The 13,085-nt window shown below is 63.7% G+C and carries 4 protein-coding genes and 1 pseudogene; 1 reads left to right on the plus strand and 4 read right to left on the minus strand.

What is annotated here, in order from left to right; all coding sequences use genetic code 11:
• Positions 1 to 42: 42 nt before the first annotated feature.
• From BFF94_RS30240 to BFF94_RS30255, 4 genes are all read right to left on the minus strand, one after another.
• Positions 43 to 9,357 carry an ESPR-type extended signal peptide-containing protein gene (locus BFF94_RS30240; RefSeq protein ID WP_219140164.1) on the minus strand — a complete coding sequence of 3,105 codons (9,315 nt, stop codon included), beginning with the start codon at positions 9,355 to 9,357 and terminating at the stop codon, positions 43 to 45.
• A gap of 1,108 nt (positions 9,358 to 10,465) precedes the next feature.
• The gene (locus BFF94_RS30245) at positions 10,466 to 11,368 is read right to left on the minus strand and encodes a ferritin-like domain-containing protein (protein WP_219140162.1); all 903 of its coding nucleotides are present in this window, start codon (positions 11,366 to 11,368) and stop codon (positions 10,466 to 10,468) included.
• A 95-nt stretch (positions 11,369 to 11,463) separates the two neighbouring features.
• On the minus strand, positions 11,464 to 11,682 hold the full coding sequence (locus BFF94_RS30250; protein ID WP_128843138.1) for a transcriptional regulator: 219 nt from the start codon (positions 11,680 to 11,682) through the stop codon (positions 11,464 to 11,466).
• A gap of 236 nt (positions 11,683 to 11,918) precedes the next feature.
• The gene (locus tag BFF94_RS30255) at positions 11,919 to 12,569 is read right to left on the minus strand and encodes an NADPH-dependent FMN reductase (protein ID WP_219140163.1); all 651 of its coding nucleotides are present in this window, start codon (positions 12,567 to 12,569) and stop codon (positions 11,919 to 11,921) included.
• Between the two features lie 347 nt (positions 12,570 to 12,916).
• On the opposite strand from BFF94_RS30255, the pseudogene BFF94_RS30260 reads away from it, so the two are divergent.
• Positions 12,917 to 13,085: pseudogene (locus BFF94_RS30260) on the plus strand (ISL3 family transposase); the annotation flags it as partial.

Consider the following 13,085-nt stretch of genomic DNA (forward strand, 5'->3'; position numbering starts at 1 on the left):
GCCGTCCGGCTGGCGAGCCGGGCGGCCTGGCGGCGCGACGCGTTACTTCCACTGGTACAGCATGCCGGCGCCGATCACCTTCTGACCGCCGCTGAAGCCGCCGTTGATCGACGCCTTCAGGTTCTCGGTGATCCGGGCCTGCATGTTGACCGCCATCGCCTTCTGGCCGAGGAAGGTCGACGTGCCCACACCCATCCCGAAGTTGGCGTCGCGATCGAGCTGCGGGATCGACGCCATCGCGCCGACGGCCGCGATACCCTGCTTCGCCATCTGGTCGGTCTGCTGCAGTTGCGAACCCAGCGAGTTGATCTGCGCCTGCTGGCCCGACAGTGCCGTCGACAGCGTCGTCTGCACCTGCGTCAGCTGGTTCACGTTCACCGCGTCGGTGCCTTGCGTACCCGGCGCGACGTTCACGATCTGGCGCTGCTGCGTGTCGCTGCCGACCGACACCACGTTCGAACGGCCGCCGTCCGTCGAATTCGAGCCGATCGCCACCGAGTTCGAGCCGGCGGTGACGGTCGGGTGATCGTTGCCCGTGCCGTTCATGTCGGCGGCGATGCCGTTGTTGTTCACCGCACGCGCCTGGTTGTTGTTGATCGTCGTCGACAGCTGGTTCAGCGTGTTGCTGATGTTGTTCACGCCGGTCGACAGCGAGGCCACGTTGCTGTTCGTCGTGCTCAGGCCGGTGGACAGCGAACCGATGCCGGTCGAGGTCGACGTCGACAGCGAGTTGACGTTGCTGTTCGTCGTGCTCAGGCCCGTCGACAGCGAGTTGACCGCGGTCGAGGTCGACGTGGACAGCGAGGCCACGTTGCTGTTCGTGCTGCTCAGGCCGGTCGACAGCGAGTTGATGCCGGTCGACAGCGACGCGACGTTCGACGCGGTGGACGTCGACAGCGCGTTGACCGCGTTGTTCGTCGCGTTGAGCTGGCTGCCGTTGATCGCGTCCGTGCTCGAGGCCGAGATCCGGCCGGCGGCGACGTTCGTGATCTGGCGTTCCTGGCCCGGTGCGCCGACGCTCACCACGCCGACCGGCGAGCTGCCCGCGAAGAGGTACGTAGCGCCGCCGATCGTGGCGCTCGACGTCGGGTTCGCGGCACTCGTGACCGAGTTCGCACCGAGCGCGATCGAGTTGGCGACGTTGGCCTGAGCGTTCGTGCCGAAGGCGAGTGCGTCGGCTGCCGTGGCCTTGGCCGCCGAGCCGTAGGCCTGTGCGCCGGTGGCGCTTGCCGTGGCCTGGTTGCCCAGCGCGATCGTGTTGTCCGCGGTGGCCTGGTTCGAGCTGCCGAGGGCGAGCGCGCTCGCGCCGTTTGCCGTGTTCGCGTTGCCGAGTGCCACTGCGCCGTTGCCGGTCGCCGTGTCGTTCGCACCCATCGCCACCGCGCCGGTGCCCGTCGCGATGCTCGGGTCGCCGATCGCGACCGCGCCGTCGCCGGACGCGGTGTTGCCGGAGCCGATCGACACGGCCTTGCCGCCCGTTGCCGACGCGTTCTGGCCGATCGCGACTGCACCCGCCGACTGCGCGTTCGAGCCGTCGCCGACCGCGACGCTGCTGGCGCCTGCCGCGCTGGCGTTCACGCCGGACGCGAGGGCGTTGGTGCCCGTTGCGCCGTCGTTGGCGTAGTTGCTTTGCTGCACGCCGTTGTCGTTGACGCTGTAGTAGTGCGTCTTCGCGGCCTGGATCGCGGTCGAGGTCGACGTGGACAGCGACGTCACCGAGCTGTTCGTGCTGCTCAGGCCGGTGGACAGCGAGCCGATGCCGGTCGAGGTCGACGTGGAGAGCGACACGATCGTGCTGTTCGTGCTGCTCAGGCCGGTGGACAGTGAGCCGATGCCGGTCGAAGTCGACGTGGACAACGACGTGATCGAGCTGTTGGCCGAGGACAGGCCGGTCGAGGTCGAGGTCGACAGCGACGTGATCGAGCTATTAGCCGACGAGAGACCAGTCGACGTGGAGGTCGACAGCGAAGTCACCGTGCTGTTGGTCGAGCTGAGGCCCGTGGACAGCGAGTTGATACCTGTCGAAGTCGAAGTGGACAGCGAGGTGATCGAGCTGTTGGCCGACGACAGGCCGGTCGACGTGGAAGTCGACAGCGAAGTGACCGTGCTATCGGTCGAGCTGAGGCCGGTGGACAGCGAGTTGATGCCGGTCGAGGTCGAGGTGGACAACGACGTGATCGAGCTATTCGCCGACGACAGGCCGGTCGACGTGGAGGTCGACAGCGAAGTCACCGAGCTATTGGTCGAGCTCAGGCCAGTGGACAGCGAGTTGATGCCGGTCGAAGTCGAGGTGGACAGCGACGTGATCGAGCTGTTGGCCGACGAGAGGCCCGTCGACGTGGAGGTCGACAGCGAAGTCACCGAGCTGTTGGTCGAGCTGAGGCCCGTGGACAGCGAGTTGATACCCGTCGAAGTCGAAGTGGACAGCGACGTGATCGAGCTGTTAGCCGACGAGAGACCAGTCGACGTGGAGGTCGACAGCGAAGTCACCGTGCTATCGGTCGAGCTGAGGCCGGTGGACAACGAGTTGATACCCGTCGAAGTCGACGTAGACAACGACGTGATCGAGCTGTTGGCCGACGACAGGCCGGTCGACGTGGAAGTCGACAGCGAAGTCACCGAGCTGTTGGTCGAGCTGAGGCCCGTGGACAGCGAGTTGATACCCGTCGAAGTCGAAGTGGACAGCGACGTGATCGAGCTATTCGCCGACGAGAGGCCGGTCGACGTGGAGGTCGACAGCGAAGTCACCGAGCTATCGGTCGAGCTGAGGCCGGTGGACAACGAGTTGATGCCGGTCGAGGTCGAAGTGGACAGCGAGGTGATCGAGCTGTTGGCCGACGACAGGCCGGTCGACGTGGAAGTCGAGAGCGAAGTCACCGAGCTATTCGTGCTGCTCAGGCCCGTGGACAACGAGTTGATACCCGTCGAAGTCGAAGTGGACAGCGAGGTGATCGAGCTATTCGCCGACGACAGGCCGGTCGACGTGGAAGTCGACAGCGAAGTGACCGTGCTATCGGTCGAGCTGAGGCCGGTGGACAACGACGTGATCGAGCTGTTGGCCGACGACAGGCCGGTCGACGTGGAGGTCGACAGAGAAGTCACCGAGCTGTTGGTCGAGCTGAGGCCCGTGGACAGCGAGTTGATGCCGGTCGAGGTCGAGGTGGACAGCGACGTGATCGAGCTGTTAGCCGACGAGAGGCCGGTCGACGTGGAGGTCGACAGCGACGTCACCGAGCTATCGGTTGAGCTGAGGCCGGTGGACAGCGAGTTGATACCCGTCGAAGTCGAAGTGGACAACGAAGTGATCGAGCTGTTGGCCGAAGACAAGCCGGTCGATGTCGAGGTGGACAGCGAAGTGATCGAACTGTTCGCCGACGACAGGCCGGTCGACGTGGAGGTCGACAGCGAAGTCACCGAGCTGTTCGTGCTGCTCAGGCCCGTGGACAGCGAGTTGATACCGGTCGAAGTCGAAGTGGACAACGAAGTGATCGAGCTGTTGGCCGACGACAGGCCGGTCGACGTGGAAGTCGACAGCGAAGTCACCGAGCTGTTCGTGCTGCTCAGGCCCGTGGACAGCGAGTTGATACCCGTCGAAGTCGACGTGGACAGCGAGGTGATTGAGCTGTTGGCCGACGACAGGCCGGTGGACGTGGAGGTCGACAGTGAAGTCACCGAGCTATCGGTCGAGCTGAGGCCCGTGGACAACGAGTTGATGCCGGTCGAAGTCGAAGTGGACAACGACGTGATCGAGCTGTTAGCCGACGAGAGACCGGTCGACGTGGAAGTCGACAGCGAAGTCACCGAGCTGTTCGTGCTGCTCAGGCCCGTGGACAGCGAGTTGATACCCGTCGAAGTCGACGTGGACAGCGAGGTGATCGAGCTGTTGGCCGACGACAGGCCGGTGGACGTGGAAGTCGACAGCGACGTCACTGAGCTATCGGTCGAGCTGAGGCCAGTGGACAACGAGTTGATGCCGGTCGAGGTCGAAGTGGACAACGACGTGATCGAGCTGTTAGCCGACGAGAGACCGGTCGACGTGGAAGTCGACAGCGAAGTCACCGAGCTGTTCGTGCTGCTCAGGCCAGTGGACAGCGAGTTGATACCCGTCGAAGTCGAAGTGGACAGCGACGTGATCGAGCTGTTGGCTGACGAGAGACCAGTCGACGTGGAAGTCGACAGCGAAGTCACTGAGCTATCGGTCGAGCTGAGGCCAGTGGACAGCGAGTTGATACCCGTCGAAGTCGAAGTGGACAGCGACGCGATCGAGCTGTTGGCTGACGAGAGACCAGTCGACGTGGAAGTCGACAGCGACGTCACTGAGCTATCGGTCGAGCTGAGGCCAGTGGACAACGAGTTGATGCCGGTCGAGGTCGAGGTCGACAGCGAGGTGATCGAGCTATTAGCCGACGAGAGGCCGGTCGACGTGGAGGTCGACAGCGAGGTCACCGAGCTATTGGTCGAGCTGAGGCCAGTGGACAGCGAGTTGATACCCGTCGAAGTCGAAGTGGACAGCGAGGTGATCGAGCTGTTGGCCGACGACAGGCCGGTGGACGTGGAGGTCGACAGTGAAGTCACCGAGCTATTGGTCGAGCTGAGGCCCGTGGACAACGAGTTGATGCCGGTCGAAGTCGAGGTGGACAACGACGTGATCGAGCTGTTAGCCGACGAGATACCGGTCGACGTGGAGGTCGACAGCGACGTCACCGAACTATCGGTCGAGCTGAGGCCCGTGGACAGCGAGTTGATACCGGTCGAAGTCGAAGTGGACAACGAGGTGATCGAGCTGTTGGCTGACGACAGGCCGGTCGACGTGGAAGTCGACAGCGAAGTCACCGAGCTGTTCGTGCTGCTCAGGCCCGTGGACAACGAGTTGATGCCGGTCGAGGTCGAAGTGGACAGCGACGTGATCGAGCTGTTTGCCGACGAGAGACCGGTCGACGTGGAGGTCGACAGCGAAGTCACCGAGCTGTTCGTGCTGCTGAGGCCAGTGGACAGCGAGTTGATGCCGGTCGAAGTCGACGTGGACAGCGAGGTGATCGAGCTGTTGGCCGACGAGAGACCAGTCGACGTGGAAGTCGAGAGCGAAGTCACCGAGCTATTGGTCGAGCTCAGGCCGGTGGACAGCGAGTTGATACCGGTCGAAGTCGAGGTGGACAGCGACGTGATCGAGCTGTTGGCCGAAGACAGGCCGGTCGATGTCGAGGTGGACAGCGAGGTCACCGAGCTGTTCGTGCTGCTCAGGCCGGTGGACAGCGAGTTGATACCGGTCGAAGTCGAGGTGGACAGCGACGTGATCGAGCTGTTGGCCGAAGACAAGCCAGTCGAAGTCGACGTGGACAACGAAGTGATCGAACTGTTCGCCGACGAGAGGCCGGTCGACGTGGAGGTCGACAGCGAAGTCACCGAGCTGTTCGTGCTGCTCAGGCCCGTGGACAGCGAGTTGATACCGGTCGAAGTCGAAGTGGACAGCGAGGTGATGGAGCTGTTGGCCGACGAGAGACCCGTCGACGTGGAGGTCGACAGCGAAGTCACCGAGCTGTTCGTGCTGCTCAGGCCAGTGGACAGCGAGTTGATACCCGTCGAGGTCGAGGTGGACAGCGAGGTGATCGAGCTATTTGCCGACGACAGACCCGTCGAGGTCGAAGTGGACAGCGACGTGATCGAGCTGTTTGCCGACGAGAGGCCGGTCGACGTGGAGGTCGACAGCGAAGTCACCGAGCTGTTCGTGCTGCTCAGGCCAGTGGACAGCGAGTTGATGCCGGTCGAGGTCGAAGTGGACAGCGACGTGATCGAGCTGTTTGCCGAGGACAGGCCCGTCGAAGTCGAGGTCGACAGCGACGTGATCGAGCTGTTTGCCGACGACAGGCCCGTCGAGGTCGAGGTGGACAGCGAGGTGATGGAGCTGTTAGCCGACGAAAGACCAGTCGAGGTCGAAGTGGACAGCGAGGTGATCGAGCTGTTGGCCGACGAGAGACCCGTCGAGGTCGACGTGGACAGCGACGTGATCGAACTGTTGGCCGAGGACAGGCCCGTCGAAGTCGAGGTCGACAGCGACGTGATCGAGCTGTTTGCCGAGGACAGACCCGTCGACGTCGACGTGGACAGCGACGAGATAGCGCTGGTCGCGGTACCAACCTGTTGGGCGACCGAATAGAGCTGGCTGCCGTTGATCGCGTCGGTACTGGTCGCCGTTACCTGGCCGGCGGCGACGTTGGTGATTTGTCGTTCTTTGCCGGCGCTGCCGACGCTAACGGTGCCGACCGGCGAGGTGCCTTGGAATCCGCCGAACGTGACGCCGTTGACGGTCGCGCTGCTCGTGGGAACGGCCGCGGCAGTCTGTGAGCCGGCGCCGAGCGCGACGGAATTGTTCGTGCCGGCGACGGCGCCGCTGCCGATGGCGACGGCGTCGGTGCCGGTTGCAGTGCTGTCTGCACCGGTCGAGTTCGCGTGGAAGTACTTGATGCCCTGGCTGTTGATGCTGTCGATTGCCGAGCCGACGCTATTGGCGGTCGACGTCGTGCCGTTCGAGTTGTACGTGGTGTACGCCGGCGCCGAGACATTGCCCGTCGTCGGATCGTACGTCGAGCCGCCACCGAGCGCCGATGCCGTGCTGCTACCGAGGTTGTTCGTCTTGACCGTGACCGTGCTCAGGCCGGTCGACAGCGAGCCGATCGAGCTGGTAGCTGACGAGAGGCCGGTCGAGGCCGAGGTCGACAGCGAAGTGATCGAGCTGTTGGCCGACGAAAGACCGGTCGAGGTGGAGGTCGACAGCGAAGTCACCGAACTATTGGTCGAGCTCAGGCCGGTGGACAACGAGTTGATGCCGGTCGAGGTCGACGTGGACAGCGAGGTGATCGAGCTGTTGGCTGACGAGAGGCCGGTCGACGAGGAAGTCGACAGCGAAGTCACCGAACTATTGGTCGAGCTCAGGCCGGTGGACAACGAGTTGATGCCGGTCGAGGTCGAAGTGGACAGGGACGTGATCGAGCTATTAGCCGACGACAGGCCGGTCGAGGTCGAAGTGGACAGCGAGGTGATCGAGCTGTTTGCCGAGGACAGACCGGTCGACGTGGAAGTCGAGAGCGAGGTAACCGAGCTATTGGTCGAGCTCAGACCGGTGGACAACGAGTTGATGCCGGTCGAGGTCGAGGTCGACAGCGAAGTGATCGAGCTGTTGGCCGACGAAAGACCGGTCGACGTGGAGGTCGAGAGTGACGTCACCGAACTGTTGGTCGAGCTCAGGCCGGTAGACAACGAGTTGATGCCGGTCGAGGTCGAAGTCGACAACGAGGTGATCGAGCTGTTGGCCGAGGACAGGCCGGTCGACGTGGAAGTCGAGAGCGAAGTCACTGAGCTGTTGGTCGAGCTCAGGCCGGTAGACAACGAGTTGATGCCGGTCGAGGCCGAGGTCGACAGCGAGGTGATCGAGCTGTTGGCTGACGAGAGGCCGGTCGACGTGGAAGTCGACAGCGACGTCACCGAGCTGTTGGTCGAGCTAAGGCCGGTAGACAACGAGTTAATACCGGTCGAGGTCGAAGTGGACAGCGAGGTGATCGAGCTGTTAGCCGACGAAAGACCGGTCGACGTGGAAGTCGACAGCGACGTCACCGAACTATTGGTCGAGCTCAGGCCAGTGGACAACGAGTTGATCCCGGTCGAGGCGGAGGTCGACAGCGAAGTGATCGAGCTGTTGGCCGACGAGAGACCGGTCGACGTGGAAGTCGACAGGCTCGTGATGCTCGACGTCGTCGTGCTTGCGACCGAGTAGAGCTGGCTGCCGTTGATCGCGTCGGTACTGGTTCCGCTGACGAGGCCGGCCGCGACGTTCTGGATACGGCGCTCGTTGCCTGCTGTACCGACGCTGACGACGCCGGCGGAACCGCTCGCACCGGCATAGGTGCCGAACGTCTGGCCACCGATCGTGGTGCTGCTGACCGTACCGGTGCCGCCGGTCGCCGGAGTCGCCGTACCACTCGTAGCCGAGTTGTTTCCAAGGGCAACGGAGTTTGCCACGTTGGCCGTCGACAGGTAGCCGAGCGCCAATGCGTTGCCGGCCGAAGCGGTCGATTGATAGCCCATGGCGACCGCATTGCCGTTGCCGCTGGCCGTCGCAAACGACCCGATCGAAATGTTTCCGGTTTGAGAAGCCATGGATTGCTGGCCGATTGCGACACTCTGGAGCGCACTCGCCGTCGCTACGCCAAGCGCAACGCTGCCGCTACCCGTGGCGCTGGCATTGACACCGATCGCGGTCGCATAGTTCGCCGTCGCGGAACTTCCGCTCCCGTAAGCGGAGGCAGGCGCCGAAGCCCCGCCCGCATATGCGGAAGCACCGATCGCGGTCGAACCCGCATAAGCCGCCGTGGCGCTGCTGCCGATACCGACCGAACCCGCACCCGTCACACTGTTGGCACTGCCCAACGCAACCGCGCCGGTGCCGTTCGCCGAGTTGCCGTTGCCGAGCGTGACCGCGCCCGTGCCGCTTGCCGAGTTGCTGGTGCCGAGGGCGACCGCGCCGTCGCCGCTGGCCGTCTGCGAGCGACCGATTGCCACGGCGCCGCCGTTCGCGGTACCGCTGTTGGCGGTCGTGCCGGACGAGCCGATTGCGACGTTCTGGCCCGTCGCGCCGGAGATCACGCCGTCACCTTGTGCGATGCCATACGCCCCATTGACGGTCGCGCCGCGGCCGAGTGCGATACCCGACGTGGCGGTCGATGCGACGGACGACTGTCCGCCGATCGCGATGCCGTCCGAGGCGGCCGACTGCGCGCCCTTCGTTGCGTTGCTGCCGATTGCGATCGAGCCCGCGCCCGACGCGAGCGTCGAGTTTGCCTGCGAGAGCGGCGTCGTGCCGTTGCCGCCCGCGCCGCCGATCGCGACCGAGTTCAGCGCGCTCGCCGTCGAGCCGAAGCCGAGGGCGGTTGCACCGGTGCCGCTGGCGGTGGTTTCGAGGCCGGCCGCGACGCCCCACAGGGCCGCCGACGACTGCATGCCAGTGGCGACGGCGCCGTTGCCGGTCGCCTGTGCGAATGAGCCATATACCGAGACACCGGTCCAGCCGTTGCCGTTGGAGTTACACCCGGCCACGACCGAATACGTACCGGAGCCGTCGCCGGCCTGGTTTTGCGTGCCGCCCGGGTTCACGCGGCCGACCGCGCTGTTGCTGCCCGTAAAGCAGGTCTGCTGTGTGTTGAGCGTATTGGCCTCGGCGAACCCGGGCAGGCCGATCGCCAGGGCGGCGGCTGCGGCGACCACGACGGCCGACTTGTTCGGCTTGCCCCGTGCCGTATCGTGTTCCGATGCCGCGACCCAGGCCCCAAGCGCTTCGTTCCAGATCGAGCGGTATGTGCGGTTCATGTCCTGCTACCTCCAAATGTGCACGCCACACACCGGTCTCTTTTGTTAGAGGAATACTCCGTGCGCTCGCGCTAATCTTAAAATTGATGGGCGGAGTTTATTGGAGGTGGTTTTTTGAGATTGATAAAGAGTGATAAATGGGTGGTTTTAAAAGTTAAAAGATGGTCAACGCGTCGCGTTTTGACATATTGGCTAAGAATGACTTTGAAAGGTGTAAGAATGTTCCGTGTAGGGTTTGAGCTTCCTGGTGAGAACGATTTATTTTTCATGTAAATCAATGACTTGCTGTCGTTTTGTGCGGTGGGTTACACAACGATTTGGTGAAAAAGTAAGACGAATGAAATAGCAAACGTTTGCGCGGGCGGTAATTCTTTCTTGTTTGTAATGTTTGATGGCGCGCGAATTGATAATACCTTTATCATCTTGTTCATTTGTTAATGGTGGATTTGTTGGTGGATTTGCTTTGATTTTATTTGATTATCTGAAAATCAATTTAATCAGAAATATCCGATATCGGACTATGCTGGTTTGCGCATCTCGTCCGGCGCGGTTGCCCGTGTGACGGGCACTTCGGGTCGGCTGGCTCGTGGAATTTGTAAAAAAATGCTACAAAGCGACAGATTGGTTCTTGGCGCTCAACTATCGGATTTGTCCTATTGACGATATTGGCGACATCGGTATCGGGGCGGAATTGGAGGCGTGCCGGACAGCCGACGGAGGCGGCCTCGCAGCGGCTCCCGCCTGGCATCGACAGGGTTGTCAAAGACCGCGGGTCAGCGCTGGGAGCGACGCGCCTGAAACGCCAGATTCCAGCTGCGGCAATTTGTCCGCCACGCCGAGAGCGTGGCGAAGCGTCCGAGAAAAAGGGGCAGAGTAGATGTATCGGCCGCGCCACATCCGATCTGCGGATGTGAGCCGAAGCGGTCGCTCACCGCTTGCGAAGAGCCGGCTTCGAGCGGGAGGGGGGCGCCGATTCGTCCGGAGTGCGACGCAAGCGTTCCGGATCGAACCGGCCGCCGTGGCGACGTTCGACCCGCGTTGCGCGGACATACGGCGCCGGCCGCGAAGGCGTACCGGCCCGCCCGACCTGCGGCCGCGCCCCTCGACCTTACTTCTTGAGAAACCGCAGCGCGAACCGCGCCATCCGCGGCACGAACATCGGGCGCAGCAGGCGCTTGTCGTAGCCTGCCATCCGCCGGTCGTTCTCCACGAGACACAGTTCGATCAGCTCGCGCGGGTTCAGCGCATCGCCGATGTCGGCGGTGCCGGTTGCCGGGAAGTTCGCGTCACGCGCGGCGCCGTCGGCATCGATGCCGCGCGCGATGCCGATACGGTCGCGGACCAGGTGCACCCACACGGCCGCGACGCGCGCGAAGAACCACGGCCGGCGCCACCACGGCATCGTGCGCCAGTACCACGCGTACCAGTTCGCGAAGAACAGGATGTGGCGGCCTTCTTCCTGGATCACGGGCTCGAAGGTGTCGACGAGGTCGGGCGGGAAATAGCCGGAGCGCTGCGCGGAGCGGAACAGGCCGAACGCGAAGAAGCTGTCGATGCATTCGCTGAAGCCCGTCATCATCCATGACCACTCGGGATCCTTCGGCGCCGGGTAGGGCGGCTCCGGCGCGAGCCGGATGCCGTATGCCTCGACGAGCTTCGACAGCACGACCTTGTGGCGGGCTTCCTCGCCGCCGTCCATCTCGAGCGCGCGGCGCAGCAGCGGATCGTCGATCGTCGCCGCATACGTTGCAACGCGGATCGATGCGCGGCCTTCGGTTTGCACCGCGATGTCCCAGATCGGCAGCGACGTGAGCCGCCTGAGTTCGGCGGGCTGGAGCGCCGGCCAGTCGATCACGGCCGGCTTGTATGGGTTGTGTGTGTCGAGCAGCATGCGGCAGAACATCTGCTTGTGCGCATCGGAACCGATCCGGACCGGACCTCGCCTCTCGAAGGTCCAGTTGCGCATTGCGTGATCCGCGGCTGCGTGCTCTTCATGCAGCGTGTCACTCATGGCTGTTGTTATGCGATTACGGGCCGAAAGATTCTTGCATAGCTTCCGTAAACGCGTATTTTCGAGCGGCCATGTGCGTGCCGGCCACGCGTGCGTCACGCGTTCGTGTCGACCCAGAGGCGGCCCCAGCGTGATGCGTAGGCGAGCGCGTGCTCTTCCTCGAAGAAGAAATCGATCGCGTCGAACGAAACGGAGCGCGGCGACGGGCCGCTGCTCGCCTTCTCGATCGTCAGGTTGGCGGCGAACAGCCCGTTCGGCAACCGGGCGGCAGCGGGGGCGACTTCATAGCCCTTGTAGCGGATCGTACGGGTCATGGCGTTGCGCGGAGAAAGTTCGGACTTTCAGCGTACGAAAACCCGCCGGCGGCGTGAACCAATCTTTCGGCCAATGCAAATCACGCGGCGGGCCTGATCGTTATCGGGGCGGTACGCAGGGGAAACGGCATTCGGGGATGAGCGTCGGCACGCGGCATACCGATGCGTGTCCGAAGACGCACCGCCCGCGCGCGGCGAACCTCGTCGGCCGGGCGCGGGCGGCGGAATGCGGGGGATTACTGGTTGGCGATCTTCAGCACGGGCGCGAGCGCGTCGACCGATGCCGCATGCGAGGCCGCGCGATGCGAGGCGAACGCGAGCGCGAACTCGGCCGCTTGGGCGCCGACCGTTTCGAGCTGCGCGACGACCTTCGGATCCGAGCAGCTGTCGGCGCTTTCGAAACGGGTTTCGAGCGTGTTGACGGTCGCGCCGAACGGCGTCGGCCAGCCGCGCAGCGCATGGACGATCGAACGCAGCGACGTCAGCACGGTGCCGGCCGCCTGCCAGCCGTAGGCAGTGACGATCAGGCCGACCGCGCGCCCGTCGAGATAGGGGCGATCGTCCGCGCGCAGTTCCTCGAGCGTGTCGAGCGCGTTCTTCACGAGACCGGAGACGCCGCCGTGATAGCCGGGTGTCGCGATGATGATCGCGTCGGCCTGGCGCACGGCGTCGATCAGTTCGCGCTGCGCGTCGGTCAGCGTTTTGTGTTCGGGGGCGTAGTGCGGCAGCGTATGCAGGAACGGGCCGTCGAACAGGCGCGTGCGCGCGCCGGCGGCTTGCGCGCCGCGCAGCGCGAACGACAGCGCGCGTTCGGTCGACGACGCGGCTCGGGTGGTGCCGCCGATGCCGACGACGAACGGGCGGCGGTGTTGATCGAATGCAGTCAAGGGGCGCTCCTTGGGGATGGCTTGCCCGGCTAAGCACAGGCTTAAAACCCAGATGGTAACGACCCGGTGGCCACTCTGAAAACGACTTTTCGTTCTATCGATATGCCGTGCGGCAGGGGCAATCGTGTGCGCGGCCGCGCGGATCGATAGCAGAAATGCTTGGTTGGGACGGTGCGCCGCGGTCGATAAGATGGGCCCGTCTCCTCCATGATGTCTCTACTGACATGGGTTGGCCCCGCCGCGCGGATGCAGGCGGGGCTTTTTTTCGGTTCTTCGCAGGAAACCGTGGAGGGTTTGAGGGCGATTGCGTAATCTGACGCCTGACTTTAGGAGGTCAGGAGGAAGAATTGCTCGATCGCAAGGCACTTCAAGCGCTGGGTTGCTGGACCGGCTATCGGTTAGAGCGGGTGGAATGGCCGGAAGGAGAAAGCCACACGCTGTCGCTGTATCTGAAGCCGGTCAGCAAGGTGATGTACTGCGAACAATGCGGGGCGCGCTGCCAGCAGATCCACGAGA

Origin of the sequence: Burkholderia catarinensis, from assembly GCF_001883705.2 — a bacterium.
GTDB classification, from domain to species: domain Bacteria; phylum Pseudomonadota; class Gammaproteobacteria; order Burkholderiales; family Burkholderiaceae; genus Burkholderia; species Burkholderia catarinensis.

Bases quoted from the DNA above. Each gene is read 5' to 3' on its own strand.
- BFF94_RS30245 (WP_219140162.1), bottom strand. From the start codon at position 11,368: ATGAGTGACACGCTGCATGAAGAGCACGCAGCCGCGGATCACGCAATG.
- BFF94_RS30250 (WP_128843138.1), bottom strand. From the start codon at position 11,682: ATGACCCGTACGATCCGCTACAAGGGCTATGAAGTCGCCCCCGCTGCC.
- BFF94_RS30240 (WP_219140164.1), bottom strand. From the start codon at position 9,357: ATGAACCGCACATACCGCTCGATCTGGAACGAAGCGCTTGGGGCCTGG.